The 26,015-nt window shown below is 65.4% G+C and carries 25 protein-coding genes; 9 read left to right on the top strand and 16 right to left on the bottom strand.

Annotated elements, in window-relative coordinates:
• Window positions 1–129: 129 nt before the first annotated feature.
• Entirely contained in the window at window positions 130–312 is a 183-nt protein-coding gene (locus WJU17_RS02920; protein ID WP_346325844.1) for a hypothetical protein, read from the top strand.
• On the opposite strand, the gene WJU17_RS02915 is transcribed toward WJU17_RS02920, so the two are convergent.
• Window positions 309–2,177, bottom strand: a complete 1,869-nt coding sequence (locus tag WJU17_RS02915; protein ID WP_346325843.1) for an ABC transporter ATP-binding protein — start codon at window positions 2,175–2,177, stop codon at window positions 309–311. The genes WJU17_RS02920 and WJU17_RS02915 overlap by 4 nt on opposite strands.
• A gap of 142 nt (window positions 2,178–2,319) precedes the next feature.
• On the opposite strand from WJU17_RS02915, the gene WJU17_RS02910 reads away from it, so the two are divergent.
• Together WJU17_RS02910 and WJU17_RS02905 are read left to right on the top strand one after the other, a co-directional pair.
• Entirely contained in the window at window positions 2,320–2,619 is a 300-nt protein-coding gene (locus tag WJU17_RS02910) for a hypothetical protein (protein ID WP_346325842.1), read from the top strand.
• An 81-nt stretch (window positions 2,620–2,700) separates the two neighbouring features.
• Window positions 2,701–3,708: an LLM class flavin-dependent oxidoreductase gene (locus WJU17_RS02905; RefSeq protein WP_346325841.1), complete on the top strand. Its 1,008-nt coding sequence runs from the start codon at window positions 2,701–2,703 to the stop codon at window positions 3,706–3,708.
• A 2-nt stretch (window positions 3,709–3,710) separates the two neighbouring features.
• Here the strand turns inward: WJU17_RS02905 and WJU17_RS02900 are convergent, their stop codons facing one another.
• The 4 genes from WJU17_RS02900 to WJU17_RS02885 all read right to left on the bottom strand — a co-directional run bounded on the left by WJU17_RS02900 (window position 3,711) and on the right by WJU17_RS02885 (window position 8,171).
• Window positions 3,711–4,535, bottom strand: coding sequence for an SDR family oxidoreductase (locus WJU17_RS02900; protein ID WP_346325840.1), 825 nt, complete (start codon window positions 4,533–4,535; stop codon window positions 3,711–3,713).
• Window positions 4,532–6,073 (bottom strand): class I adenylate-forming enzyme family protein, encoded by a 1,542-nt coding sequence (locus tag WJU17_RS02895; protein WP_346325839.1) that lies wholly within the window; start codon window positions 6,071–6,073, stop codon window positions 4,532–4,534. The genes WJU17_RS02900 and WJU17_RS02895 overlap by 4 nt, the downstream gene beginning before the upstream one ends.
• Window positions 6,074–6,255: 182 nt before the next feature.
• Entirely contained in the window at window positions 6,256–7,398 is a 1,143-nt protein-coding gene (gene tgt / locus WJU17_RS02890) for a tRNA guanosine(34) transglycosylase Tgt (RefSeq protein ID WP_346325838.1), read from the bottom strand.
• 41 nt (window positions 7,399–7,439) lie between these two features.
• Complete coding sequence (locus tag WJU17_RS02885; RefSeq protein WP_346325837.1) at window positions 7,440–8,171, bottom strand: SDR family oxidoreductase; 732 nt, start codon at window positions 8,169–8,171, stop codon at window positions 7,440–7,442.
• 84 nt (window positions 8,172–8,255) lie between these two features.
• Between WJU17_RS02885 and WJU17_RS02880 the strand changes: the two genes are divergently transcribed.
• Entirely contained in the window at window positions 8,256–9,197 is a 942-nt protein-coding gene (locus tag WJU17_RS02880) for a TIGR03619 family F420-dependent LLM class oxidoreductase (protein ID WP_346325836.1), read from the top strand.
• Here the strand turns inward: WJU17_RS02880 and queA are convergent, their stop codons facing one another.
• Window positions 9,198–10,253, bottom strand: a complete 1,056-nt coding sequence (gene queA, locus WJU17_RS02875; RefSeq protein ID WP_346325835.1) for a tRNA preQ1(34) S-adenosylmethionine ribosyltransferase-isomerase QueA — start codon at window positions 10,251–10,253, stop codon at window positions 9,198–9,200.
• Window positions 10,254–10,377: 124 nt separating this feature from the next.
• Here queA and WJU17_RS02870 point away from each other — a divergent pair, with 124 nt between their 5' ends.
• Window positions 10,378–10,986 carry a DUF2239 family protein gene (locus tag WJU17_RS02870; RefSeq protein WP_346325834.1) on the top strand — a complete coding sequence of 203 codons (609 nt, stop codon included), beginning with the start codon at window positions 10,378–10,380 and terminating at the stop codon, window positions 10,984–10,986.
• A gap of 63 nt (window positions 10,987–11,049) precedes the next feature.
• On the opposite strand, the gene WJU17_RS02865 is transcribed toward WJU17_RS02870, so the two are convergent.
• From WJU17_RS02865 to WJU17_RS02835, 7 genes are all read right to left on the bottom strand, one after another.
• On the bottom strand, window positions 11,050–11,526 hold the full coding sequence (locus WJU17_RS02865) for a peptidylprolyl isomerase (protein WP_346325833.1): 477 nt from the start codon (window positions 11,524–11,526) through the stop codon (window positions 11,050–11,052).
• An 11-nt stretch (window positions 11,527–11,537) separates the two neighbouring features.
• Entirely contained in the window at window positions 11,538–12,134 is a 597-nt protein-coding gene (locus WJU17_RS02860) for a peptidylprolyl isomerase (RefSeq protein WP_346327381.1), read from the bottom strand.
• A 28-nt stretch (window positions 12,135–12,162) separates the two neighbouring features.
• On the bottom strand, window positions 12,163–12,666 hold the full coding sequence (gene coaD / locus WJU17_RS02855) for a pantetheine-phosphate adenylyltransferase (protein ID WP_346325832.1): 504 nt from the start codon (window positions 12,664–12,666) through the stop codon (window positions 12,163–12,165).
• A gap of 11 nt (window positions 12,667–12,677) precedes the next feature.
• A complete protein-coding gene (gene gyrA, locus WJU17_RS02850; protein WP_346327380.1) occupies window positions 12,678–15,359 on the bottom strand; it encodes a DNA gyrase subunit A in 2,682 nt (893 codons plus the stop codon).
• Between the two features lie 273 nt (window positions 15,360–15,632).
• A complete protein-coding gene (locus tag WJU17_RS02845) occupies window positions 15,633–17,069 on the bottom strand; it encodes a DUF4139 domain-containing protein (protein WP_346325831.1) in 1,437 nt (478 codons plus the stop codon).
• Between the two features lie 97 nt (window positions 17,070–17,166).
• A complete protein-coding gene (ssb, locus tag WJU17_RS02840; protein WP_346325830.1) occupies window positions 17,167–17,655 on the bottom strand; it encodes a single-stranded DNA-binding protein in 489 nt (162 codons plus the stop codon).
• 105 nt (window positions 17,656–17,760) lie between these two features.
• Window positions 17,761–18,147 carry a hypothetical protein gene (locus WJU17_RS02835; RefSeq protein ID WP_346325829.1) on the bottom strand — a complete coding sequence of 129 codons (387 nt, stop codon included), beginning with the start codon at window positions 18,145–18,147 and terminating at the stop codon, window positions 17,761–17,763.
• Between the two features lie 184 nt (window positions 18,148–18,331).
• Here WJU17_RS02835 and uvrA point away from each other — a divergent pair, with 184 nt between their 5' ends.
• Window positions 18,332–21,190, top strand: coding sequence for an excinuclease ABC subunit UvrA (gene uvrA, locus WJU17_RS02830; protein WP_346325828.1), 2,859 nt, complete (start codon window positions 18,332–18,334; stop codon window positions 21,188–21,190).
• A 69-nt stretch (window positions 21,191–21,259) separates the two neighbouring features.
• Window positions 21,260–22,615 carry a methylenetetrahydrofolate--tRNA-(uracil(54)-C(5))-methyltransferase (FADH(2)-oxidizing) TrmFO gene (gene trmFO, locus WJU17_RS02825; protein WP_346325827.1) on the top strand — a complete coding sequence of 452 codons (1,356 nt, stop codon included), beginning with the start codon at window positions 21,260–21,262 and terminating at the stop codon, window positions 22,613–22,615.
• A gap of 6 nt (window positions 22,616–22,621) precedes the next feature.
• Here trmFO and WJU17_RS02820 read toward each other — a convergent pair whose 3' ends face one another.
• Window positions 22,622–23,470, bottom strand: a complete 849-nt coding sequence (locus tag WJU17_RS02820) for a phytoene/squalene synthase family protein (RefSeq protein WP_346325826.1) — start codon at window positions 23,468–23,470, stop codon at window positions 22,622–22,624.
• A gap of 149 nt (window positions 23,471–23,619) precedes the next feature.
• Here WJU17_RS02820 and WJU17_RS02815 point away from each other — a divergent pair, with 149 nt between their 5' ends.
• The gene (locus WJU17_RS02815) at window positions 23,620–24,231 is read left to right on the top strand and encodes a urate hydroxylase PuuD (RefSeq protein WP_346325825.1); all 612 of its coding nucleotides are present in this window, start codon (window positions 23,620–23,622) and stop codon (window positions 24,229–24,231) included.
• 61 nt (window positions 24,232–24,292) lie between these two features.
• Here WJU17_RS02815 and WJU17_RS02810 read toward each other — a convergent pair whose 3' ends face one another.
• Both WJU17_RS02810 and yajC read right to left on the bottom strand, forming a co-directional pair.
• Window positions 24,293–24,673, bottom strand: a complete 381-nt coding sequence (locus WJU17_RS02810; protein ID WP_346325824.1) for an Mth938-like domain-containing protein — start codon at window positions 24,671–24,673, stop codon at window positions 24,293–24,295.
• Window position 24,674: 1 nt separating this feature from the next.
• The gene (yajC, locus tag WJU17_RS02805; RefSeq protein ID WP_346325823.1) at window positions 24,675–24,992 is read right to left on the bottom strand and encodes a preprotein translocase subunit YajC; all 318 of its coding nucleotides are present in this window, start codon (window positions 24,990–24,992) and stop codon (window positions 24,675–24,677) included.
• A gap of 153 nt (window positions 24,993–25,145) precedes the next feature.
• On the opposite strand from yajC, the gene WJU17_RS02800 reads away from it, so the two are divergent.
• Entirely contained in the window at window positions 25,146–26,015 is an 870-nt protein-coding gene (locus tag WJU17_RS02800) for an ATP-binding protein (RefSeq protein WP_346325822.1), read from the top strand.

The raw sequence follows: 26,015 nt of genomic DNA, 5'->3' as shown, positions 1-26,015 counted from the left end.
CAAAACTTAACATGCGGCGCCGCCATGTAGAGGCGTACGATAAAATACTTGAATATCGTTTTTTAACTCATTCGCGGAACGGCGAGGCCCTTGGGGGCGCCGCGTGGTTCACGCCCAACTGGAACGACGATGGTCCAACACATCCTCGACAAAATTCTCGACGAGCAGGATCGCGACTTCATCAGGGTTCTCGAAGACCTGATCGAAGTGCTCATCGCGCAAAAGGTCATCACGCTGGAGATGCTGCCCAGCGAGGCGGCGCGCAAGTTCGCCATGCGGCGGCAGATGCGCCACGCCCCTCCGGCTGGCTAACGGTAACCCGCCGCCTGCAACTCGAACAGCTCGGCATATCGCGGTGATGCCGCCAGCAGTTCTTCGTGGCTGCCCATCGCCTCGATGCCGCCATCGGCCATGACGAGAATCCTGTCCGCCATGCGCACGCTGGAAAAGCGGTGGCTGATCAGCACCGCGGTCCGCTGTTCGCTGAGGTCGCGAAACCGCTGGAACACCTCGAACTCCGACCGGGCGTCCAGGGCGGCGGTGGGCTCGTCCAGGATCAGCACCTGCGCATCCCGCATGTAGGCACGCGCGATGGCGATCTTCTGCCACTCGCCGCCGGAGAGGTCGATGCCGGTGCGAAACCGCTTACCCAGGATCTGGTCGTAGCCACCAGGCAGTTTGCGGATCACCTCGTCGGCCATGGAACGCCGGGCGGCCCGCTCGATCCGGTCCCGGTCGTCCCGGGCCTCGATCCGGCCTACCGCGATGTTGTCCGCGGCGCTCAGATGATAGCGCATGAAATCCTGGAAGATGACGCCGATATTGCTGCGCAGGGCGTCGAGGTCGTACTCGCGCAGATCGCGGCCATCCAGAAGGATCCGGCCCTCGTCGGGGTCGTAGAGCCGGGCCAACAACTTTACCAGCGTGGTCTTCCCTGCCCCGTTCTCGCCCACCAGCGCCAGCACTTCGCCGGGCCGCAGGGTGAAGGTCAGATGCCTGACGGCCCAGCGGCCTGAACCGGGATAGGTAAAGCCGGCATTCTCGAAGCTGAAGCCCTGCCGGATGGGCGACGGGAACGGCAGTGCATCGGGCGGCGAGACGATCTCCGGCCTGATCTCGAAGAAGTCGAACAGGTCGTCCAGATAAAGCGCCTGTCCCGCCACTTGGGAAACGCCCAGCAGCAGGCCTTCCAGCAGGCCGCGCAGCCGCAGGAACGACCCCGCGAGAAACACCAGGTCGCCGATGCTGAACGCTCCGGCCAGCGTCCGCCACACCAGATAGGCATAGGCCAAGTAGTAGGCGATGGTGCCGAGCGCGGTCAGGGCGCCGCCCCAGCCGGCCCGGCGGATGGCCAGCCGCTTGTTGGCGCGGTAGATCTCGCCCGACAACACGCGATAGCGTTCCATCAGGAACGCGTTCAGCCCGAAGATCTTCACCTCCTTGGCCGTCTCGACGCTGGCGCCGGTCTGGCGGACATAGTCCAGCTCCCGGCGTTCCGGTGTGCGCATATAGGCCAGGGAATAGCTTTGGGCGTTGAAGTGCGCCTCCCCCAGAAAGGCGGGCACCAGTGCCGCCAGCAGCAGCGCGATCAGCCAGGGGGCGTAGACCATCAGACCGGCCGCGAAGCTGACCACGGTGACCAGATCCTGCGCCTGGCCGAACATCATGCTCATCAGCGACATCCGGCCCGCCGCCTGCCGGCGCGCGCGGTCGAGACTGTCCTGCAGCTCGCTGTCCTCGAAATCCTCGAGATCGAGCGTCGCGGCATGCTGCATCAGCCGGATGCTGGTTTCGTTGCTGAACCGCTCGGACAGCAGGCCATCGAGCAGCGACACCACCCGTCCGCTGATATCGGCGACGACGGCGAGACCGAATTCCAGGGCGACCAGCAGGCCAAGATCGCCGAGCAGGCCACTCTCAAGCCATCCGCCCGGGCTGTCCGGCGTGTCCGGCAGGCGCGAGAGCGCGATCACCTCGTCGATGATGAGCTTGCCGATGAACAGGGTGGTGACGGGCAGCAGGGCGCGCACCAGGCGCAGCGAAAGCGTCGCGGTGGTGAGCGCCGGGCTGGTGCGCCAGACGAGCTTGAGAAAGGGCGGCAGATTGCGCAGGGCGCCGAAGCGTTCGCGCCATGTCTGGGCCCCAGCTCCCGTGTCCGCGCCGGGCCGCTTGTTCACAGGGTCGCTCTCGCGGACGTCTCGCCCGCCGATTTAGCACTGTCGCGGTGAGCGAATGGCGTCATACTGATCTCCGATCCCCGAATGATCGCATGCCCCGCCGCACCGCGCCAAGGCGCGAAACCTCTCAAAGGAAACAAGAATGGCGTCACGGACACGCGGCCGAAGCAATCCCTGGATGGATCTGTGGTTCGACACATGGACGCTGGGGATCGAAGCCTCGACGGTGATCACCCTGCGCACCATGAAGATTGGCGCCGGCGGCAGCGCTGCCGATGCGGAAGCCCGGAAGATGGTGGAAGAAAAGATCGCTGCCGGTGTGGCGCTCCAGCAGCTGGCGCTGCGCGGTGGGCTGGGCACGTCGGCGGTGGGCGCCGCGGCCAGGACCGTGGCGCATTACCGCCGGAAGGTCCGCGCCAACCGGCGCCGCCTGAGCAAGTGACTCGCCGGCATTTGGGGTATCCATGACGGCTCATTGCTTTTAGGGTTTGGCGCCTCTCGCTTCTCATCCCATATGTGCGCCATGATCAAACTCTCGGTTCTCGATCTCTGCCCCGTCGTTGAAGGCGGCACGCCCGGCGACGCGTTCCGCAACTCGCGCGATCTGGCGCGGCATGCCGAACGCTTGGGCTACCATCGCTACTGGCTCGCCGAGCATCATGGCATGCCGGGCGTGGCCAGCGCGGCGACGTCCATCGTCATCAGCCATGTGGCCGCCGGCACCTCGACCATCAAGGTCGGCGCGGGCGGCATCATGCTCCCCAATCACGCGCCGCTCGTGATCGCCGAGCAGTTCGGAACGCTGGCATCGCTCTATCCCGGACGAATCGAACTCGGCCTCGGCCGTGCGCCGGGCACGGACCAGATGACGGCGCGCGCCCTGCGCCGGACCCTGGAGTCGGACCCGAACGAGTTCCCGCGCGACGTCATGGAATTGATCGGCTATTTCCGCGACGCTCAGCCCAACCAGTATGTCAGGGCGATCCCGGGCGAAGGCACGCATGTGCCGGTTTGGATTCTGGGTTCCAGTACCTTCGGCGCCCAGCTCGCGGCCGCCCTTGGCCTGCCCTACGCCTTCGCCTCGCATTTCGCTCCGGCCCAGATGATGCAGGCGATCGAGATCTACCGGACCCGTTTCAAGCCATCCGAGTTCCTCGACAAATCCTACCTCATGCTGGGCTATAACGTGTTCGCGGCGCCGACCGATGCCGAGGCGCGTCTTCTGGCCAGTTCCATGCAGCAGGCCTTCGTCAATCTGCGCACCGGCCGCCCCAGCCAGTTGCAGCCGCCGGTTGAGCACTATGAGGATACACTCGGCCCATCGGAGCGGCACCTGATCCAGCAGACCCTGGAACGTTCCGCCATCGGGTCGCCGGAGACCGTGAAGCGCGACCTCGAAGCCTTCATCGCCCGTACCGGCGCCGACGAGTTGATGATCGCCTCGCAGATTTTCGACCATGAGGCACGCAAGCGATCCTACGCGATCGCCGCCGAGGTCGCTGGCATGGTGCCGGCACCGATGCCCGTCTAGGCTCAGCTCTCGGTCGGCTGCCGCGCGGCTTTGGCTCTGGCAGCCGGAGACTGGCTGAAGTCGATCCAGCCTCCCAGAATGCCGGCGCTCAGCCCGCCATCGGCGACAATGTCGATGCCGTTGAGCCAGCCGCAATCCCCGATGGCCACGAACTCGATGATCGCCGCGATGTCGTCCGGTCTGGCCATTCGGCCAATCCGCTCGTTCATCCAGGCCACCTGCTCCGCGCCGATCTGCTCGGTGAAGTTCTTGGTCAGCCTGGTCTGGGTGCCGCCGGGACTGACACTGTTGACCCGGACACCGCGCGGCAGTGCAAGGCCCGCGGCACGGTACATCCAGGCTACCGCGCACTGTTTCGAGAACGTGTAAGGATCCCTGTCCCAGAGACCGGAATTCTCCCGGCACCATGTGATGCCGGATTCAAAGTCGGCGGTGTCGAGCAACTGATTGACGACGGTGGAACGGCGTTGCCAATCCCGGCCCGCGGTCGAGGCGACAATGACGAGACTGCCGCCGGGAACGATGCGGGGCAGAAGTTTCAGCGACAGCGCCCGCAACCCGAGGAAATTGACCGCCACGACGGGCTCTGCCGGCCTCGGTCCCGGAATACCCGCGACGTTGACCAGAGCATCGATAGGGCCGTCGATCTCGGAGGTAGCCCTTTCGATGGCAGCCGGATCGGAGAGATCGCAGCAAATGAAACCGGCGGACGCCTCCTGGGGTGGCACCACATCCAGAACGATGACCTGGCATCCGCGCTTCTCCAAGCGATCGACGGTCGCGGCGCCGATACCCGTGGCGCCGCCTGTCACGACCACGCGCGTCATGCGGTCCCTCTGGTCTTTCGCATGGCTTCGGCGCGTTTGAGTGCTATCTGCGCCAGTTCGCGGACTCTGGTCCGGTTGACCTTGCCGTTGGCGGTTCTGGGTAGCGCGTCCATGTAGGCAATCCCGCCGGGGCGCTTTTCAGGCGTCAGCTTGGTCTCGCAATGCTGGGTGATTTCGTCGTGATCGGGCTGTGTCTTCGGGACGACGATGGCGATGACGTCGTGACCACCGCGCCTGGCCGGCAGCCCGATTACCGCCGCTTCCTTCACGGACGGGTGCGACGCGATGGCCGCCTCGATCTCCGCAGGATAGACCTCGATGCCATTCCGGCGGATGATGTCCGACGTCCGTCCCTTGATGAACACGAAGCCGCTGCTGTCCATGCTGGCGAGATCACCCGGATAATACCATCCGTCTCTGAATCCCTCGCCGGGCTCCCAGGTGGCGTCCTCTCCCATCAGGAAGTTAGCCGAGACGAAGTCTCCTCGGCAGCGCAGATATCCGATCCGGTTGGCGCCGAGTGGCTTGCCCGCGGCGTCGACGATTTCCACCTCGACGCCGGTCACCGGCTTCCCGACGCTGTCGCCACGGCGTGGCATTTCGGACGGCTGTTGGAGCGCGATGACACCCGCGCCCGGACAGGCGTATAGATCGTGGAAATGAGGCGTGACCCGGTTGATCATCGCCTTCTTGATATCAGGCGGTGTGGATTGCCCGCCTACCGTCATGAACCGCATCCGCGGCAGCAGGACGCCCGACTTGGGCGCGCAGGCGAGCAGCGCGTCGCACATGGCCGGCGTCAACATGGTCACGGTATCGTCGTAATGGTTCAGATAGCGAACGATGTCATAGAATCTCCCGAACTCAGGCAGGACAACGATGCAGGCGCCCGCCATGAGCTGGGTCAGCATGAAATTATGAAAATCGCTGAAGGCAAGGCTGCCGATCAGCATGAAATTACCCGGTCGCTCGAGCGAGATCATGCCGGTCTGGGCATGCCCGCTGGCCAGATCGACGAAGCGGCCGATGATCTGACGGTGCGAGACCGGAATAGCCTTGGGCGTACCTGAGCTGCCCGAAGTCAGGGCGACATAGAAGGGCTCGATACCGTCATCATGACGGGCGTCTCCCTCGAGAGCCAGCAAGGACGGGCGCCATGACAGGTCGACCGGCAAGCAGCGCGCGCCGCGATAGAGCTTCATCGGCGGCTCGATGAACAGGGTCGCCAGCGAGAACTTGCGCGTGATCGCCTCGAGTTCGCCCGCCTCCGCGTTGGGTGACAGCTCGAACTTGGCCGCTCCCAGACGCAGCAAGGCCAGCGACAGGATGATGTGATCGGCGCTGTTGGTCATGCGCACGCCGACACGATCGCCCGCTTTGATGCCCTGCTGGCGCAAGTAAACCGTCGCCTTGGCGATGAGGGATGCGAACTCGCTGAAGGTCAGCCAGGTGGGCCCTTCGACCAGCGCGACGGCATCCGGGCGCGTCGCGGCGTGGTGGAACACGGCGTCGGTAACATTGGTCCAGGCAGCCGTCATGGCGATTTCATCCCTGCGCGTATCCGGCGCCGGCCGGACGGTCGACCGCTTCCGGGCCGGCGGGCGCTTGCCCCGAATACTGGCGTGGTTATCAGGGCGCAACAAGTCTTGTTTCATAAGCCTAACGACTGCCTGTTTCGTTGGGAAAGCACAGGAGAACCGCGATTTGTCCTTGCGAGGATCTACAGCGGATCAATATCGCCCTGCTCGTGCATGGCATGGAATTCGGCCACGAAGGCCGCCATCTCCCGGCGCTCGATGGCGCCGCGCAGGCCTGCCATCAGGTCCTGATAATATTGCAGGTTGTGCCACGTCATCAGCATGGCGCCGAGGATCTCGCCCGAGCGGACGAGATGGGCCAGATAGGCCCGGCTGTACTGACGGCAGGCCGGACAGCCGCACGCCTCGTCCAGCGGGCGCGGGTCGTCGAGATGGCGCGCATTGTTGATGTTGACGGTGCCGCGGCGGGTGAACGCCTGACCGTTCCGGCCAGAGCGTGTCGGCAGCACGCAATCGAACATGTCGATGCCGCGCTGGACCGCGCCCACCAGATCGGACGGCTTGCCGACGCCCATCAGGTAGCGCGGGCGGTCCTGCGGCAGCGCCGGGGCTGTGTAATCAAGCACATCGAACATGGTCTCCTGCCCCTCGCCCACCGCCAGACCGCCGACGGCGTAGCCCTCGAAGCCGATCTCGGTCAGCGCGGCGATGGATTCATGGCGCAGATCCTCGAACGTGCTGCCCTGGACGATGCCGAACAGCGCGTTCTGTGCCGCATGGTCCCCGCCGCCATTGAAGGCTTCGCGCGAACGACGCGCCCAGCGCATGGAAAGCTGCATGGAGGTGGCCGCCTCGGTCTTCTCGACCGGAAACTTGGTGCATTCGTCGAAGGCCATGACGATGTTCGAGCCGAGCAGCCGCTGAATCTCCATACTGCGTTCGGGCGTCAGGCTGAAGGCCGTACCGTCCAGATGCGACTGGAAGGTCACGCCCTGTTCGTCGATCTTGCGCAGCTTGGAGAGAGACATGACCTGGAACCCGCCGGAATCCGTCAGAATCGGGCCGGACCAGTTCATGAACTTGTGCAGCCCGCCCAGCGCCGCGACGCGCTCGGCGCCGGGCCGCAGCATCAGATGGTAGGTGTTGCCCAGAATGATCTGCGCGCCCGTCGCGGCCACGCTCTCGGGCATCATGGCCTTGACCGTCGCGGCGGTGCCCACCGGCATGAAGGCCGGGGTTTCCACATAGCCGCGCACGGTGCGCAGAGTCCCGCGACGGGCTTCGCCGTCACGGGCCATCAGGGAGAAGGAGAAACGATCGTTCATGCGCCCTTTGACTTGCTGGAGGTCATCAGGCGCAGGACCTATCAGACATTCGCGCCGCCGTCAGCCACGATCCCTTCGCCGGTCACGAACCCGGACAGCGGGCTGGCGAGGAACAGGGCGATGCCGCCCATCTCTTCCGGTGTGCCCCAGCGCCGCAGCGGCGTGCGCTTGATCGAGGCCTCGTAAAGCTCCGGATTGTCGCGGGTCACCTTGGTCAGCTTGGTGTCCACCAGGCCGGGCAGGATCGCGTTCACCCGCACGCCGTTGCGGCCCCAGGCATTGGCGAGGGTGCGCGTCAGCGTCAGCCCGCCGCCCTTGGAGGCGCTGTAGGCGGGATTGCCGGGCGTCGAGCGAAAACTGGCCACCGAGGTCACGTTGACGATGGAGCCCTTGGTCTCGACCAGCATGGGATAGAATTTGGTGCACATGTGCATCATGCCCATGATGTTGACGTCCATCACCTTTCGGAACGTTTCCATCTCGTACTCCTGCCGCTTGTAGGCGACGGTGCCGGCCGAGTTCACGAGGACGTCGAGACGGTCGATCCCGGGATCGAAGGCCTCGACCGCCTTGTCGTCGCCGACATCGAGCTGGAAGAAGCGCATGTCCGCGCAATCGGTATCGGGATAATCGGCCGCCGACGCCTTCGTGCCGGTGATGACCACGGTCGCGCCGCAGTCGCGGAAACAGCGGGCGATGCCGTTGCCGATCCCGCTTGAGCCGCCGGTGATGAGAACGGTTTTTCCCGTGAAGTCGAGCGCATCCCTGAACATGATCTTTCCCGTTTTTTGTTTCGTATGAGGTAGTGTCGATCGACACTCTAGATCACGAACCAACGGGGACAATCGAAAACACCCATGCGCATCGGACTCGCCCTGCCCCAACTCGGCCTCGCCGCCACGCCCAAGGTCATCAAGCGTTTCGCCATGGACGCGGAAGCGGCCGGTTTCGACAGCCTCTGGGTGCATGAGCGCCTGTTCAACCCGCAAAATCCGCCGCGTGCGGACGCGCCGGGACAGGATCTATCACCGCTCGAGCTGCTGTCCTTCGCCGCGGCGGTCACGGACCGCATCAAGCTCGGCACCTCCGTGATCACGCTGGGGTATCACCGCCCGATCATGCTCGCCAAGCAGTCGGCGACGCTGGATATCCTGTCGGACGGGCGCGCCGTGCTGGGCATCGGCCTTGGGCTCAACAAGGAAGAGTACCGGCAGAGCGATATCGATTTCCATACCCGCGGCAAGCGCAGCGCCGAGTTCATCCACGCGCTGCGCGCCTGCTGGAAGGAGGACCCGGTCGAGTTCCGCGGCACGTTCTTCGATATCCCGCCGTCTGCCACCAGTCCCAAGCCGATCCAGCGGAACGCGGCCGGCGAGCCGGCGATCCCGATCATCGGCGGCTTCAGTTCCAAGCCGGGCCAGCGCCGGACGGCCGAGCTGTGCGATGGCTGGCAGACCGCCGGGAAGGACCTGGAGACAGCCATGGCCGATTATCAGGAGGCCAACCGCGCCGCGCAGGAGGATTTCGGGCGGGGCCGCCTGCCCTGTTACTGGCGCGTCTGGGCTATTCCGCCTTTCTCGAAGCGCCAGGCGCCGAAGCAGATCGGTGACAGGATCGTCGCCTACTGGTTTGGTTCCATTGAGGAAATGGCCGATCAGTTGCGCGCCGCCCGGGACGCCGGCGTGGACGAAGTCATCATGGACAGCAACCGATTCCTCGACGACGGCACCGAGGATGACTGGGAGCGCCAGGTCGAGACATTCGCGCCGCTGGTCGAGGTCGCGCACGAGGCGCGCTGATTATTCCGCCCGTTCGGGAAACAGCAGGCAGGCGTCGCCATAGGAGTAGAACCGGTATCCGGTGTCGATGGCATGCGCGTAGGCCGCTTGCATGGTGTCCAGCCCGGCGAAGGCACTGACCAGCATGAATAAAGTGCTCTTGGGCAGGTGGAAATTGGTCATCAGCACGTCCACGGCGCGGAAGCGGTAACCGGGCGTGATGAAGATGTCGGTCTCGTCGGCGAAGGGATGAATCGTCCCTTGCTCGTCCGCCGCGCTCTCGAGCAGGCGGAGCGACGTGGTGCCCACCGCCACAATTCTGCCGCCTTTTCGCCGCGTCTCGTTCAACAGTTTCGCCGTCGCGGCGCTGATTTCCCCCCATTCCGCGTGCATCTTGTGATCGCTGGTGTCCTCGGCCTTGACCGGCAAGAAGGTCCCTGCGCCGACATGCAGCGTCAGGGTGACATGACCGATCCCCGCCTCCCCCAGCCGGGTCATCAGCCCCTCGGTGAAGTGCAGACTCGCGGTTGGCGCGGCGACGGCGCCGTCGCGGGCGGCGAACATGGTCTGGTAGTCGCTGAGGTCGCCCTCGTCGGTCGCCCGCTTGCCGGCGATGTAGGGCGGCAAGGGCATCTCGCCCCGCTCCATGATCGCCAGGTCGAGGTCGCGGCCCGAGCGGTCGAAGCGGACCAGCAATTCGCCGCCATCACCCTTCATCATGATCGAGGCGGCCAGGTCGCCGATCAGGACCGTGTCGCCGATGCGCAGGCGCTTGCCGGGGCGGGCGAAGGCCTGCCAGCTCTCGCCGTCCACCCGCTTGTGCAACAGGAGCTCGATCCGGACCTCGCCGCGCGTGGTGTCGGCCGGGCGGATGCCGTGGAGGCGCGCGGGGATGACGCGGGTGTCGTTGAACACCATGACGTCGCCGGCGCAAAGCAGGCCAGGCAGGTCCGCGACCGAGGAATCGATGAGGCCGTCATCGCCGATGACCAGCATGCGGGCGGCGTCACGGGGCTTTACGGGGCGCAGGGCGATCCGTTCTTCGGGGAGATGGAAATCGAAATCCGAGACTTTCATGGTGGCACGTGAATGCCGGAAGAGACCGCGGAAGGAAAGGACATTCTGGCGGTATTTTTACCCGGGCGATATTGACTCCGTCCTTTATACCCGGGTAAATAGCGGCATCTTCTGGGAGACCGACATGAGCGACACCGACCGACATACCTGCACCGCCTTCAATGGCGTGTCCCGCATCGCCACCGGCGACCTCACCTGGGTGGCTCTGGTGGTCAAGGAGTCGCTGGAGGCCGACGAGACCGCGGCCCTGCTGATCTTCGACGACCGGACCAGCCGGGTCATCGACCTGGATCTGCGCGGCAGCCGCGACGACGTGCTGCGCGGCGTCGCGGCGCGCGACCTGGCCGGGGAAGCGGCCCGGTCGCCGGAGGCGCCGGTCCGGCGTCCCGGCCGCCCGAAGCTGGGTGTCATCTCCCGGGAAATCACACTGCTGCCGCGGCATTGGGAATGGCTGAACGAGCAGCCCGGCGGTGCGTCGGTGACGCTGCGCCGGTTGGTCGACGAGGCACGGCGCGCCGCGAACAGCAAGGACCGGGTCCGGCAGGCGCAGGATGCCGCCTATCGCTTCATGATGGTGATGGCGGGCGACCGCGAGGGGTTCGAGGAGGCGACGCGCGCGCTGTTCGCCGGGAATCTGGAAGGGTTCGAGCAGCATACGGGCTCGTGGCCCGTGGACATCCGCGATCACGCCTACGGCCTGGCGGCGCCGGTGTTCCGGAGCGAAGCGGCCTGACCCGATCAAGAAAAGGCCCATCCGGCGGCGAGATGCCAGCCGGATGGGCCTCGAACTCGGTGGTCAGACGGTGTCGCCGGCGAGGGTCGCCTTCACGATGGTGTCGGGATCGTTGACCGAACCGTTGGCGCGGGCATCGCCCTTCTTGATGGCGTCGACATGTTCCATGCCATCGGTGACCTGGCCCCAGGCGGTGTACTGGCCGTCAAGGTGCGGCGCGTCGTCGAAGCAGATGAAGAACTGGCTGTCGCCGCTGTTCGGGTCCATGGCGCGGGCCATGGAAACGGTGCCACGCTTGTGCGGAACGTCGTTGAACTCGGCCTTCAGCTTCTTGCCCGAGCCGCCGGTGCCGGTGCCCTGCGGACAGCCGGTCTGGGCCATGAAGCCCGGAATGACGCGGTGGAACTTCAGCCCGTTGTAGAAGCCTTCCTGGACCAGTTCCTTGATGCGGGCCACATGACCCGGCGCCTTCTCCGGCAACAGCTGGATGGTGACGCGGCCGCTCTTCAGGTCGAGATACAGGGTGTTGTCGTTGCTCATGGTCTTCTCTCCTATTCGGCGGCGTCAGCGGGCGCGGCCGGCGTTGATGGTGTGGACGGACCGCGCTCCTCGGGCGTCATGTCGGCGGCCACCTTGAGGGAGACGATGCGGTCGGGGAAATCCACCTTGCCGTCATTCTCCTTGGTGCCCTTGGTGATCAGATCGACTGCTTCCATGCCTTCGATGACACGGCCCCAGACGGTGTACTTCTTGTCCAGGGACCGGTTGGCGTTGAGCATGATGAAGAACTGACTGTCGGCGCTGTCGTCATTGTCAGGACCTCGCGCCATGGACACGGTGCCGCGCAGATGGCGCAGGCTGTTGAACTCGGCCTTCAGGTTCTGGCCCGAGCCGCCGGTACCATCGCCCTTGGGGTCGCCGGTCTGCGCCATGAAATCGGGAATGACGCGATGGAACTTCAGCCCGTCATAGAAACCCTTGCGGGTCAGCTCCTTGATGCGTGCCACATGGTTCGGCGCCTTGTCCGGCCGCATTTCGATGAGAACGCGGCCATCGCGCAACTCCAGCACCAGCACATTCTCGGGATCGACGGTCGACCAATCGATGGCGAGAGCCGGCGACGCGACGCAGGCCATCATGACGGCCATGATCACATGACGGAATATTTTCATGGGTTTACTCGCGTTCCTTCATGCGCGCCATTGTGCGTTCCTTCACGTCGGCGGGTACGAACGGGGCGATGTCACCGCCAAACATGGCGATTTCGCGGATGAGTTTCGACGCGATGGCCTGCTGACCCAGGCTCGCCGTGAGGAAGACGGTCTCGACCGCCGGATTGAGGCGAGCGTTCATGCCGGTCATCTGGAACTCGTAGTCGAAATCGGTGACGCTGCGCAGGCCGCGCACCAGGATGGTGGCCCCGACCTCGTCGGCGAAGTTCACCACGAGCCCGCTGAACGGCCGCACGTCGACCGCGCCATCCGCCTGCAGTCGACTGCATTCGCGGCGCACCATGTCGACCCGCTCTTCCAGCGTGAAGACCGGACCCTTGCCCGCGTTGATCGCGACGCCGATGACGAGCTTGTCCACGAGACGCAGCGAACGGCCGATGATGTCGAGATGGCCATTGTGGATCGGGTCGAAGGTTCCCGGATACAGGCCGACTTTCTCTTTACCCATGATACCTCCGCTTATTCCGCCTCGCCCGGGCTCTCGTCGGCCGGACCATCGTCGCCCGCCGGTTCGTCATCCTGCTGGCTGTCCTCGTCCTGTTCGACATCGGCGAGACGGGCGACGGACATGACCTTCTCACCCTCGGCGACCTTGAACAGGGTCACGCCCTGGCTGGCGCGGCCGGTGACGCGAATGTCGTGGACGCCCATGCGGATCAGCTGACCGCCATTGCTGGTCAGCATGATCTCGTCGGTGTCGGCGACCGGGAAGCTGGCGACCACAGTGCCGTTCCGTTCCGAGGTGTCGATATCGATGATGCCCTGACCGTCGCGGCCCGAAATCCGGTACTCATAGGCGCTGGTGCGCTTCCCATAGCCCTTTTCGGTGATGCTGAGGATGAACTGCTCCTGGCTTTCCAGCTCGGCGACCCGCTCCTGCGTGATGCCTTCGAGCGGCGCGCCTTCCTCGCGGCGCCGCGCGCGCAGGAAGTTGTCGCGCTCCTCCACCGTGATCTCGTTGTGGTGCAGGATCGACATGGAGATGACCTCGTCGCCTTCCGCGAGCCGCATCCCGCGCACGCCCTCCGACGAGCGGCCCGCGAAGACGCGGACTTCATCGACGGGGAAGCGGATGCACTTGCCGAAACGGGCGGATAGCAGCACGTCATCATCGGGCGTGCAGGCCGCCACGGCGACCAGCCGGTTGCCGTCCTCCAGCTTCATGGCGATCTTGCCGTTGGACATGACGTTGGAGAAGTCGTCCAGCGTGTTGCGGCGCACCGATCCGCGGGAGGTCACGAACATGACGTTGAGAGAGCCCCACGTGGTTTCGTCCTCGGGCAACGGCATGATGGTCGCGACGCCCTCGCCTTCGTCCAGCGGCACCAGATTGATCAGCGGACGACCGCGCGACTGGGGCGTGCCCACCGGCAGCTTCCAGACCTTGAGCTTGAAGACACGGCCATTGGCGGTGAAGATCAACAGCGGCGTGTGGGTGTTGACCACGAACAGCTGGGTGACGAAATCCTCGTCGCGGGTCGACATGCCCGAGCGGCCCTTGCCGCCCCGGTTCTGCGCGCGGTAGGTGCTGAGCGGGACACGCTTGACGTAACCGGCGTTAGTCACGGTGACGACCATGTCCTCGGGGGCGATGAGGTCCTCGTCCTCGAAATCGAATTCGCTTTCCTCGATGGCGGTGCGGCGGGGCGTGGCGAATTTCTCACGTGCGTCCACCAGTTCGGCGCGCAGGATGCCCATCAGTTTGGAATGGTTCCGCAGCGTCTCGAGATAATCGATAATGTCCGCCGCGAGCCCCTTCAGCTCGTCGCCGATCTCGTCGCGGCCCAGGGCCGTCAGGCGGGCGAGGCGCAGGTCGAGAATGGCGCGGGCCTGGACTTCCGACAGGCGATACTTGCCATCGACCACGGCATAGCCCGGATCGGCGATCAGTTCGATCAGGGGCTCCACGTCGGCGGCGGGCCAGTCGCGCTCCATCAGCTGCTGACGGGCCGTGCCGGTGTCCGGCGCGGCGCGGATCAGGGCGATGACCTGATCGATATTGGCGACCGCGATGGCGAGGCCGACCAACACGTGCGCCCGGTCGCGCGCCTTGCGGAGCAGGAAACGGGTGCGGCGGGTGATGACCTCGGCGCGGAATTCGACGAAGGCCGCGATCATCTCCTTCAGCGTCATCTGCATGGGCCGGCCGCCATTGAGGGCCAGGGCATTGACGCCGAACGAGGTTTGCAGCGGCGAGAACTTGTAGAGCTGGTTCAGCACCACCTCGGGCACCGCGTCACGCTTCAGTTCGACGACGACGCGGATGCCGTGCCGGTCGGACTCGTCGCGCAACTCGGCGATGCCCTCGACACGCTTGGCCCGGTGCAGGTCCGAAATCTTCTCGACCATGCCCGCCTTGTTCACCTGGAAAGGAATTTCCGTGATGACGATGGCGCGGCGATCCTTGCGGATCTCCTCGAAGTGGACCTTGCCCCGGATGATGACCGAGCCCCTGCCCGTTCGCGCCGCCGAATTGGCGCCGGAGCGGCCCAGGATGATGCCGCCCGTGGGGAAATCGGGCGCGGGCACCAGTTCGATCAGACGGTCGTCGGTGACGCCCGGATCGTCCACATAGGCGCAGCAGGCGTCAATGATCTCGCCCAGATTGTGCGGCGGAATATTGGTCGCCATGCCCACGGCGATACCGCCGGCGCCATTGACCAGCAGGTTGGGAAACCGCGCCGGCAGGACGACGGGCTCGCGTTCCTGACCGTCATAGTTGGCGACGAAATCGACGGTGTCGTTGTCGATGTCGTCGAGCAGCGCCTCGGCCGAGAGCGCGAGGCGCGCTTCCGTGTATCGCATGGCCGCGGGCGGATCGTTGTCCATGGAGCCGAAATTGCCCTGCCCGTCGATGAGCGGCAGGCGCAGTGAGAAATCCTGCGCCATGCGGACCATGGCGTCGTACACGGACTGGTCGCCATGCGGGTGATACTTACCCAGCACCTCACCGACGATACGGGCCGACTTGCGGTAGGCCTTGTCGTGGGTGTAGCCGTTCTCGTTCATGGAATGGAGGATGCGGCGGTGGACCGGCTTCAGGCCGTCGCGCACATCGGGCAGCGCACGGGACACGATCACGCTCATGGCGTAATCGAGGTACGAGCGGCGCATCTCTTCTTCGATGGTGATCGAGGGCAGGCTTGGGCCGCCAGCGGGTCCGGCGGAAAGATCTTCGGGCGGGTCCGGCGGTAGGTTGGTATCGTCCGTCAAGGGTCTTGACTGCCTTCCAGAAATGCAGCGCGCCGCGTCACCGCGGCGCAACATGTGGTAGCGAAGAGGGCCACACTATACCAGTCCGGGGTGTGGGGAACAAGGATTCATGGCCCTCTCAAGCCCTTGCCATCGTTAAGGTTTCGCGCGGCAAACCTCGCGTTGCCCGCCAGGAGAGACGCGGAAAACCGCGTGGCATGGTCAGGGCTGGTTGCGGGTCAAGACCGTATAGGTGAAGGTGGTCTGGCCTTCCGCGGGAGCGCGCACCGTCCAGATGGCCTCGTTGGCCGACTGTTTCTTGTGGGGCAGGCTCTCGGCGGTCACGGTCCAGTCGCCCTGCATGGTCTCGATCACGCGCACGTCGACCGGCTCCTTCTTGCCATTCTTCACCGTGACTTCCCAGGTGGAGGTCGCCTCGGACAGCTGGCCGTCCGGCCGGTTCTGCTGGCGGAAGTCCGTCTGGGTGCGCTTGACCGTGACGTCGAAGGCCTGGCCGAGATTGAGCACGACTTCCTCGTTCCTGGGCGTGTGGTTCATGCGATCCTCGCCAACGAACTGGGCGTCGCCGCGGGCATCGTCCTTGTAGACGCGAATGACGCCGCCCGGCAGCGGTCGGCCCAGGCCGGCCTGGTCGCGATTGTCGAACTTCAGGCTGATGTTGGCGGGCTGGGGCTGCATCTCGCCGACCCGGGACATGTACCAGTACCCGCCGCCCCGGCTTTCCAGCACGCGGGTCGCGGCGATCTTCGGCGCTTCGAGCAGGGTCAGTTGCTTGGTCTGGTTCTCGGCCAGGGTGACAGGCTGGGGCAACGTGTAGAGGTGGTATTCGAAGAACGACTCTTCCTGAGGCGCGGACTCGTACATCTTGCCCGCCATGGGCGCCGCCGCGACCATATCCCGGCGCATCCCCTGCGACACCCGGTTGATCTGCCCGGCGACCACCTGCAAACGCGCATCCTGATAGGCGGAGCCGCTGGTGTTGGTAACGGTGATCCAGCCCTGCAGGGAGAGGGACTTTTCGTCCGGGGCCAGATTCGCCACGTAGTCGGCCTTCCAGCCCAGCCCGTCCGTCAGATAGGTGAGCATCAGATCGCGGGTGTCGGGCGCCGCCGCGTTCACGGTCATGGACAGGGTCGGCCGCGAGCGCAAATTCGCCGGCAGCGTGTCGAAAACCAGACGACCGGCGGGACCGCTGGTCCCGTTCATGGTCTCGATCCTGTCGCCGACCTGGAGCACCACGCCGTTGGCGGCACCCAGCAGGGTCGCCTGCTGGGACGTTTCCTCGCCGGTCGCGGGGTTGGTCTTGACCAGGGTCACGGGGCCACCGAGCGCCTTTTCGAGCAGCTTGTCCGGGCTGAGCAGATCGAAATCGAAATTCTGCTCCAGCACGTCGAAGCGCGCGCCCTTGAGCAGCGCGGTCTCGGGCTGGATCTGGGCCGCCACATCGACGAAGGACAGGACACTGCGTCCCGCGTCCACCGAGACGGTGCGCGTGTCGCGCACCAACGCCGAGCCGCCATTATAGACCGTGACGCTGAGGGACTTGCGTGCGTCGGTGCCGATGGCGGTATCGGCCAGCGCCGCGCCGCACCACGCGGTGGAAATCATCAGCGCCGTCGCCAGGGCCTTGTTCGTCATGGTCGGTCTCCATTGTCCGTGCATTGGACATAGAGCTATCGCGGCAAAGCGTTACCGCAACGGCCCGAGGCGTCGGCGCCGTAACAATTCGGCGTGATCAGAAGGGGATTTCGTCGTCCAGATCGCTGGCACCGCCACCCATGCCGCCCTTGGACGAGGAGCCGCCGCCGCCCCAGCTGTCCTGTTCCCGACCGCCGAAGCCGCCGCCACCGCCGCTTCCGCTACCGCCGTCACCCCGGCCGTCGAGCAACGTCAGCTCGCCGCGGTAGCGTTGCAGGACGATTTCGGTGGTGTATTTTTCGGCGCCCGAATTATCGGTCCATTTGCGGGTCTGCAACTGGCCTTCCAGATACACTTTCGAGCCCTTGCGCAGATATTTCTCGGCGATCTCGGCCAGATTCTCGTTGAAGATCACGACCCGGTGCCATTCGGTGCGCTCCTGGCGCTCGCCCGACTGCCGGTCGCGCCACGATTCGGACGTGGCGACGTTCAGGTTCACCACCTTGCCGCCATTGCCCAGGCTGCGTGATTCCGGATCGCGGCCCAGATTGCCCACCAGAATGACTTTGTTGACGCTCCCGGCCATCGCACGATCCTTTCGAAGATTGAAATTGGTCGAACCCTACTGTAAACCGCTATGAGAACAAAGCAGAAACACCGGGCATTCGCGCACACTATGCATCCTCAACGCTCACGATGCCAGATCGATCAGGCAGATGGCGACCAGGCCGATGCCGAGCGTCGCCAGCGGGGCCTGCACGAGAACGGGGTCCTGGGCCGGCTTGCCGATCAGACGGCGGCCGAGAGGCGGATACACCAGCATGGTGCTGAGCACGATCTCCAGCCCGACGATCATCGCCACCACCGCCGTGGGGACATGATCGAGCATCAATCCCAGTACGGGCAGGAACGCCGCCATCTGGATCACCCCGAGGCACAGGCCAGCCGCGCCGGCCAGGACGCGGAACGGCCGCATGCGGTCCAGCAAAACGGCGCGATCCGGCCTGCGGCCGACAACGACGGGGTAAGCCGCGACGACGCAGATCAGAAAAAAAAGAGCGAGATTTATCGCCGTCATGACACCATGTACCTTTGCGGTCTGACACGCCGGAAACCGCCCGAGGCGGTGACGTCGTGCATGCCGCACCATCCAATGCCGCCGAGCGGATCGGGCGGACCCGGAACGGTCCCTCGCCTTCGCCCGTTGGCTTCATGCCCTCTCGCGGAACGGTAGCACAGTGCAGTCCCGGCAACGACATTCCATGAACAAGTCCATCACCATCCGCGGCGCGCGCGAGCACAATCTGAAAAGCATCGACGTCACGCTGCCGCGCGACGAGCTGATCGTCATCACCGGCCTGTCCGGGTCGGGCAAGTCGTCGCTCGCCTTCGACACGATCTACGCCGAGGGCCAGCGCCGCTATGTGGAGAGCCTGTCGGCCTATGCGCGCCAGTTCCTGGAGCTGATGCAGAAGCCCGACGTGGATCACATCGAAGGCCTGTCGCCGGCCATCTCCATCGAGCAGAAGACCACGTCGCGCAACCCGCGCTCGACGGTCGGCACGGTGACCGAGGTGTACGACTACATGCGCCTTCTGTTCGCCCGCGTCGGCGTGCCCTATTCGCCGGCGACCGGCCTGCCGATCGAGAGCCAGACCGTGAGCCAGATGGTGGACCGGGTGATGGCGCTGCCCGAGGGCACGCGGCTTTACCTGATCGCGCCGGTGGTGCGCGGGCGCAAGGGCGAGTACCGCAAGGATCTGGCGGAATTCCAGAAGCGCGGGTTCCAGCGCGTGAAGATCGACGGCGTGATGTACGAGATCGACGAAGCGCCCGTGCTGGAGAAGAACATCAAGCACGACATCGACGTGGTGGTGGACCGCATCGTGGTGCGCGACGGGTTGCAGCAGCGGCTGGCGGACAGTTTCGAAACGGCGCTTGGCCTCGCCGACGGGCTCGCCATCGCCGAGTACGCGGACGAGACCGCCGAGCGGATCGTGTTCTCGTCGAAATTCGCCTGCCCGGTTTCCGGTTTCACCATCGAGGAGATCGAGCCGCGCCTGTTCTCGTTCAACAATCCGTTCGGCGCCTGTCCGGTGTGCGACGGGCTGGGCAGCAAGCTGACCTTCGATCCGCAGCTGGTGATCCCCGACGACGACCTGACCATCAAGGGCGGCGCCATCGCGCCGTGGTCGCGCACGGCGGCGCCGTCGCCCTATTACAACCAGACGCTGGAGAGCCTGTCGAAGCACTACGGCTTCCGGATGACGGCGCGCTGGCAGGATCTGTCGCCGGAGCATCAGGGGGTCATCCTCTACGGCTCCGGCGGTGAGGCGCTGCCGATGATCTATGCGGACGGCAAGCGGCGCTATGAGACCACCCGCGCCTTCGAGGGCGTCATTCCCAATCTGGAGCGCCGCTGGCGGGAGACGGACAGCGCCTGGATCCGCGAGGAACTGAGCCGCTTCCAGAACGCCACGCCCTGCGATGCCTGCGGCGGGTTCCGCCTGAAGCCGGAAGCGCTGGCGATCAAGATCGACGGGCTGCATATCGGCGAGGTGTCCGAGATGTCCATCGCCCAGGCTCATGCCTGGTTCGCGGGGCTGAACGACAAGCTGCGCCCGAAGGACCAGGAGATCGCCGCGCGCATCCTGCGCGAGATCGTCGAGCGGCTCGGCTTCCTGAACAATGTGGGCCTGGATTATCTGACCCTGTCGCGCCAGTCAGGCACCCTGTCGGGCGGCGAATCCCAGCGTATCCGGCTCGCCTCGCAGATCGGCTCGGGGCTGACCGGGGTGCTGTACGTGCTGGACGAGCCGTCGATCGGCCTGCACCAGCGCGACAACGCGCGGCTGCTGGAGACGCTGCGCAATCTGCGCGACATGGGCAACACGGTGATCGTCGTCGAGCATGACGAGGACGCGATCCGCACCGCCGATCACGTGGTGGACATGGGACCGGGCGCCGGCGTGCATGGCGGCACCATCGTCGCCGAGGGCACGCCGGAGGACATCATGGCGAACCCCGACAGCCTGACCGGCAAGTATCTGGTCGGCCTGGAGCAGATCGCCGTGCCGGCAACGCGGCGCAAGCTGCAGAAGTCGAAGCAGCTGACGGTGAAGGGCGCGCGCGCCAACAATCTGAAGAACGTGACCGCGCATTTTCCGCTGGGCACCTTCACCTGCGTCACCGGCGTGTCGGGCGGCGGCAAGTCGACCTTGGTGATCGACACGCTCTACCAGTCCCTCGCCCGCACCCTGCACAAGGCGCGCAGCCATCCGGGCGAGCACGATGCCGTCGAGGGCGTGCACCATATCGACAAGATCGTCGATATCGACCAATCGCCCATCGGCCGCACGCCGCGGTCGAACCCGGCGACCTATACGGGCGCGTTCTCGCCGATCCGCGACTGGTTCGCGGCGCTGCCCGAGGCGCAGGCGCGCGGCTACAAGCCGGGGCGCTTCTCGTTCAACGTCAAGGGCGGCCGCTGCGAGGCGTGCCAGGGCGACGGCGTCATCAAGATCGAGATGCACTTCCTGCCGGACGTCTATGTGGAATGCGATGTCTGCCATGGCAAGCGCTACAACCGCGAGACGCTGGAAGTGCACTACCGGGACAAGAGCATCGCCGACGTGCTGGACATGACGGTGGACGATGGCGCGGAGTTCTTCAAGGCGGTGCCGGCGATCCGCGACAAGCTGGTGATGCTGCAGCGGGTTGGCCTGGGCTATGTCAAGGTGGGCCAGCAGGCGACGACCCTGTCCGGCGGCGAGGCGCAGCGGGTCAAGCTGGCCAAGGAGTTGTCGCGGCGGGCGACGGGCCGGACCATCTACATCCTGGACGAGCCGACGACCGGCCTGCACTTCCACGATGTGCGCAAGCTGCTCGAGGTGCTGCACGCGCTCGTCGATACGGGCAACACGGTGCTGGTCATCGAGCACAATCTGGATGTGATCAAGACCGCCGACTGGATCATCGACATGGGGCCGGAAGGCGGCAATGGCGGCGGCCAGATCGTGGTCGAGGGCACGCCCGAGGACGTGGCCGCGTGCAAGGAGAGCTATACCGGCCAGTTCCTGGCGCCGCTGCTGAAGCCGAAGGAACGCCGCAAGCGGGCCTGAGCACGGATTTGCTCCGTGGCGGCAAATGCACTAAATCAGCCGCAGCGAAAACAATGCGGGGCGAGTGGCGTGAGCAAACCCATTCATGTGATCGGCGGCGGACTGGCGGGATGCGAGGCGGCGTGGCAGATCACGCGCGCGGGCATTCCGGTCGTGCTGCACGAGATGCGGCCGCTGCGCATGACCGACGCGCACCAGACCGAGGGTCTGGCGGAACTGGTGTGTTCCAATTCCTTCCGGTCCGACGACATGGAGAACAACGCGGTCGGGCTGCTGCACGAGGAAATGCGCCGCTGCGGCTCGCTGATCCTGTCGTCGGGCGACGCGCACCGGGTGCCGGCGGGCGGCGCGCTGGCGGTGGACCGCGACGCGTTCAGCGCGGCGGTCGAGGCGGCGATCCGCGCCGAGCCGCTGATCACGGTGGAACGCGGCCTGGTCGAGACGCTGCCGCCGGAAGACTGGGGCAGCGTGGTCATCGCCACGGGTCCGCTGACGGCGGCGCCGCTGGCCGAGGCGATCCGGGCGGAGACGGGCACGGACTCCCTCGCCTTCTTCGACGCCATCGCGCCGATCATCTACAAGGACAGCATCGACTTCTCGAAGGCGTGGTTCCAGTCGCGCTACGACAAGGGCGACGGCGCCGACTACATCAACTGCGCCATGACCGAGGAACAGTACTACGCCTTCGTCGCCGCGCTGGTGGCCGCGCCCAAGACCGAGTTCAAGGAGTGGGAGAAGGACACGCCCTATTTCGAGGCGTGCCTGCCGGTCGAGGTGATGGCCGAGCGCGGGCCGCTGACCTTGGCCTATGGACCGCTGAAGCCGGTCGGGCTGACCGATCCGAACAATCCGCGCCGGCCGTTCGCCGTGGTGCAGCTGCGCCAGGACAACAAGCTGGGCAGCCTCTACAACATGGTCGGCTTCCAGACCAAGATGAAGCACGCGGCCCAGACCGAGGTGCTGCGCACCATTCCGGGGCTGGAGAACGCCCAGTTCGCCCGGCTGGGCGGCATTCACCGCAACACGTTCCTGAACAGTCCCGAAGTGCTGGATCCGGTGCTGCGCCTGAAGGCGCGGCCGCATATCCGCTTCGCCGGTCAGGTGACCGGCGTGGAAGGCTATGTGGAGAGCGCCGCGATCGGCCTGCTGGCGGGCCGTTTCGCCGCCGCCGAGGCGCGGGGCGAGCCGGTCTCGCCGCCGCCGGAGACGACGGCGCTGGGCGCCCTGCTCAATCACATCACGGGCGGCCACACCACCGGCCGCGACGTGCCGGACAGCTTCCAGCCCATGAACATCAATTTCGGCCTGCTGCCGCCGCCGGACGGCAAGGTGCGCAAGAACGAGCGCAAGAAGTCCGTGGCACATCGGGCGCTGCGCGACCTCGATGCGTGGCTCGGCGTCACCGACCGCGCCGCGGCGGAATAGACCGGCTCAGAACTTGCGGGTCAGGCCGGCCCAGGTCAGCCGCAGCTGGCGGCCGAGCGCGCCGCGTTCGTAGTTGACCGTGTCGGGCACGTAGTCGCTGCGCTCCAAGCAGGCCAGATAGCCGTCGGCGAGACAGGCCAGGCGCAGGATCGGCCGGACCGGCGCGGCGATGGCGCCGGCCTTCTGGCGGGCGCAGATCAGGTGACCGCGGGCACGGTCGCCGATGCGGCGCAGGATGCGCGCCAGCGCCTCGGTCTGTTCCCGGTCGGGCCGCAGCGGATCGACCAGACCTTCCTCTCGCATCAGATCCGCCGGCATGTACACCCTGCCCTGGCGCGCATGATAGGGCAGCGCGCGGACCAGGCCGGTCAGGGCCCAGGCGATGCCGACGTGGCGGGCGGCTTCCAACGCGCCATTGGTGGCGCCGACACACAGCGCCGCCAGCGCCTGGATGCCGCCGCCGGTCCGCTCGGCATAGGCTTCCAGCTCCAAGAGGGTCTGGGGCTGTTCGTCGTAGAGGTCGCCTTCGCGGGCGTCGATGAGATCGAGCAGCGCGGCCTGGGGCAGCGGGCGCGCGGCGAGGATGTCGGCGAGCGCCTTCACCACTTCGTGCTCGCGGCACTGGCCGGCATAGAGCTGTTCCACGGTTTCGCGCCACCACTGCAGTCTGATCTCGCCGAGCGCCGGCTCGGACACCACTTCGCGGGTCTTGGCGATCTCGATGTTGAAGGCGTAGAGACCGAACAATGCGGGACGGTCCTGCGTCCGCGCATGAAGCACGGTGAGGTACCTGTCGTGATCATCGCGGCGAACGGTCGCGGCGCATTGGTAGATGTGTCGGGGGATGGCCTGCATTCGCTGGATTTATCCTGTAAGCCCTAGGATGCAAAGGCCTGTTTGTGGCCTGTGCAGCTTGTTCCCCCATGATGTTGTGGTATCATCGCCGCCCACGGATCAACGCTTGCTCAGGGCCTTGATCTAGAGCCAAAAGGGGGAGAGACAATATGTCTAAGATCACCGACTCTTTGCCGGCGACAATTATCGCCGGCATCATTCTCACCATTCTCATGGTATTCGCGGCCCAGGCAACCATCGGCGCCAGCCTTGGCGGCTGGCAAGGCGCGCCGGATCACGCCAGCAGCTACACGGCTTTCATCGTCCGCTGGCTGCACGTGATCAGCGGCGTCATGTGGATCGGTCTGCTCTGGTACTTCAATTTCGTCCAGATCCCGACCATGCCCAAGATTCCGGACGAACATAAGCCCGGCGTGAGCAAACACATCGCCCCGGAAGCGCTGTTCTGGTTCCGCTGGGGCGCCATGGCGACACTGATCACGGGCCTGCTGCTCGCGATCCTGTCCAACTATCTGGTCGATGCGCTCGCCCTGAAGCTGGGCATCGGCTACGGCATGTGGTTCGCCATGATCATGTGGTTCAACGTGTGGTTCATCATCTGGCCGGCGCAGAAGATCGCGCTGGGTCTGGTGGACGCCCCCGCCGATCAGAAGCCGAAGGCGGCCGCCCGCGCCAAGATGTTCTCGCGGATCAACACGATGCTGTCCATTCCCATGCTTTATGCGATGGTCGGTCAGAGCTCGAACGGCTTTTCGATGTAAGCCGTCTCGCAGACAAACGAAAAGGGCGCCTCACGGCGCCCTTTTTTTGTCTCCCGCATCCTTACTGGATGGCGATCAGCGCCGCCGCGACCTGGCGGCCTTCCATCATCAGGACGTTGAAGGTGCGGCAGGCCGCGCCGGTGTCCATGAAATCGACCGAGATGCCGTGACTCTGACGGAGGCTCTCGGCCAAGGTACGATCGACGGGGCGCATGGCGAGACCGCAGCCGACCAGCAGGATGTCGATGCGGTCCGCCAGGGCCAGCACCGGTTCGAGCTGCGCGAGGGAAATTCCCTCCGCCGAGACGACCGGCCAGTCCAGGGGACCGGTCGGCAGGATCATCAGCGATCCTTCATGGCGCTTTCCGCCCAGCCGGAAGCCACCGCTGCCATAACCCTGGACCAGGAGCGCGCCGGGCTGCGCCTGTTCCTCGAGCCGCATGTCAACCGGCGTCGTTGGCGGGCGCCTTGTCGGCGACCTTCACCGGCTCGCCCTTGGAACGGACATCGGCGATGGTTGGGGCAACGACGCGCACGCGCGTGTTCTCGGCGATCTCGACCACGACTTCCTCGCCTTCGACCTTGATCACCTTGCCGATCACGCCGCCGGCGGTGATGACCGTGTCACCGCGCCGGATGGCGGCGATCTTCGCGCGGTGTTCCTTGGCGCGTTTCTGCTGCGGCCGGATGAGCAGCAGGTAGAAAACCGCGAACATGGCGACCAGCAGCAGGATTTGTCCCATTGCGCCTTCAGCGGGCATTAACGTCTCCTCTATTCAGAATGCGCCGGGACTATACAAGCCACCGGCCCGTTTGCAAATGCAGGGCCGATGACGGTTTCGTGGCGGCGAGCGTTGGACCTCGCGCGGTCGCATGGTAACGTCCCGCGCCTTTTGCCCATGTGGGGATCGACCGTGACCGACACAACCCGTAACGATGAGATTCTGGCCGCCCTGACGCGTATTGCCGAGGCGCTGGAGCGGCGTTCGCCGCCGCCCGTCGAGGCGCTGTCGCTGGACGGCGCGGATGCCTTCATCTGGCATCCGGATCCCGATCGGCTGACACCCGTCCGAAAGGTGAACCGGGTGGACATCGAGCAGCTGCATGGTATCGACCGGGTGCGCGACATCCTGCTGGAGAACACACGCCGGTTCGCCGAGGGCTTTCCCGCCAACAACGCCCTGCTCTGGGGCGCGCGTGGCATGGGCAAGAGCTCGCTGGTGAAGGCGGCGCATGCCAGGGTGAACAAGGATACGGGCGGCGGGCTGGCGCTGGTCGAGATCAATCGCGAGGACATTCCCACCCTGCCCCGCCTGCTGCACGGGTTGCGCGACCAGAGCCGCCGGGCGGTGTTGTACTGCGACGATCTGTCCTTCGATCATGACGACACGACCTACAAGTCGCTGAAGGCGGTGCTCGAAGGCGGCCTGGAAGGCCGGCCGGACAATGTAATCTTCTACGCCACGTCGAACCGCCGTCACCTGATGCCGCGCGACATGATGGAGAACGAACGCTCCACCGCCATCAATCCGGCGGAAGCGGTCGAGGAGAAAGTGTCGCTTTCCGACCGCTTCGGCCTGTGGCTGGGCTTTCATACCTGCAGCCAGGAAGACTATCTGGCGATGATCGATGGCTATTGCACGCGGCACGGCCTGACCGGCGACCGCGAGGACATCCACGCCGCGGCGCTGGAATGGTCGGTGACGCGCGGCGCCCGGTCCGGCCGCGTCGCCTGGCAGTTCATCCAAGAACTGGCCGGACGTCTGGGCCGGACGCTGGACTAA

Source organism: Iodidimonas sp. SYSU 1G8 (genome assembly GCF_039655775.1).
Lineage (GTDB): Bacteria > Pseudomonadota > Alphaproteobacteria > SMXS01 > SMXS01 > RI-34.
The sequence above is the reverse complement of the archived record's forward strand: the minus strand, read 5'-3'. Positions and strand labels throughout refer to the sequence as shown.

What these genes read in the sequence shown, in the direction of transcription:
- WJU17_RS02920 (WP_346325844.1), top strand. Translation starts at nt 130, where the DNA reads ATGGTCCAACACATCCTCGACAAAATTCTCGACGAGCAGGATCGCGAC.
- WJU17_RS02910 (WP_346325842.1), top strand. Translation starts at nt 2,320, where the DNA reads ATGGCGTCACGGACACGCGGCCGAAGCAATCCCTGGATGGATCTGTGG.
- WJU17_RS02905 (WP_346325841.1), top strand. Translation starts at nt 2,701, where the DNA reads ATGATCAAACTCTCGGTTCTCGATCTCTGCCCCGTCGTTGAAGGCGGC.
- WJU17_RS02900 (WP_346325840.1), bottom strand. Translation starts at nt 4,535, where the DNA reads ATGACGCGCGTGGTCGTGACAGGCGGCGCCACGGGTATCGGCGCCGCG.
- WJU17_RS02895 (WP_346325839.1), bottom strand. Translation starts at nt 6,073, where the DNA reads ATGACGGCTGCCTGGACCAATGTTACCGACGCCGTGTTCCACCACGCC.
- tgt (WP_346325838.1), bottom strand. Translation starts at nt 7,398, where the DNA reads ATGAACGATCGTTTCTCCTTCTCCCTGATGGCCCGTGACGGCGAAGCC.
- WJU17_RS02885 (WP_346325837.1), bottom strand. Translation starts at nt 8,171, where the DNA reads ATGTTCAGGGATGCGCTCGACTTCACGGGAAAAACCGTTCTCATCACC.
- WJU17_RS02880 (WP_346325836.1), top strand. Translation starts at nt 8,256, where the DNA reads ATGCGCATCGGACTCGCCCTGCCCCAACTCGGCCTCGCCGCCACGCCC.
- queA (WP_346325835.1), bottom strand. Translation starts at nt 10,253, where the DNA reads ATGAAAGTCTCGGATTTCGATTTCCATCTCCCCGAAGAACGGATCGCC.
- WJU17_RS02870 (WP_346325834.1), top strand. Translation starts at nt 10,378, where the DNA reads ATGAGCGACACCGACCGACATACCTGCACCGCCTTCAATGGCGTGTCC.
- WJU17_RS02865 (WP_346325833.1), bottom strand. Translation starts at nt 11,526, where the DNA reads ATGAGCAACGACAACACCCTGTATCTCGACCTGAAGAGCGGCCGCGTC.
- WJU17_RS02860 (WP_346327381.1), bottom strand. Translation starts at nt 12,134, where the DNA reads ATGGCCGTCATGATGGCCTGCGTCGCGTCGCCGGCTCTCGCCATCGAT.
- coaD (WP_346325832.1), bottom strand. Translation starts at nt 12,666, where the DNA reads ATGGGTAAAGAGAAAGTCGGCCTGTATCCGGGAACCTTCGACCCGATC.
- WJU17_RS02845 (WP_346325831.1), bottom strand. Translation starts at nt 17,069, where the DNA reads ATGACGAACAAGGCCCTGGCGACGGCGCTGATGATTTCCACCGCGTGG.
- ssb (WP_346325830.1), bottom strand. Translation starts at nt 17,655, where the DNA reads ATGGCCGGGAGCGTCAACAAAGTCATTCTGGTGGGCAATCTGGGCCGC.
- WJU17_RS02835 (WP_346325829.1), bottom strand. Translation starts at nt 18,147, where the DNA reads ATGACGGCGATAAATCTCGCTCTTTTTTTTCTGATCTGCGTCGTCGCG.
- uvrA (WP_346325828.1), top strand. Translation starts at nt 18,332, where the DNA reads ATGAACAAGTCCATCACCATCCGCGGCGCGCGCGAGCACAATCTGAAA.
- WJU17_RS02820 (WP_346325826.1), bottom strand. Translation starts at nt 23,470, where the DNA reads ATGCAGGCCATCCCCCGACACATCTACCAATGCGCCGCGACCGTTCGC.
- WJU17_RS02815 (WP_346325825.1), top strand. Translation starts at nt 23,620, where the DNA reads ATGTCTAAGATCACCGACTCTTTGCCGGCGACAATTATCGCCGGCATC.
- WJU17_RS02810 (WP_346325824.1), bottom strand. Translation starts at nt 24,673, where the DNA reads ATGCGGCTCGAGGAACAGGCGCAGCCCGGCGCGCTCCTGGTCCAGGGT.
- yajC (WP_346325823.1), bottom strand. Translation starts at nt 24,992, where the DNA reads ATGCCCGCTGAAGGCGCAATGGGACAAATCCTGCTGCTGGTCGCCATG.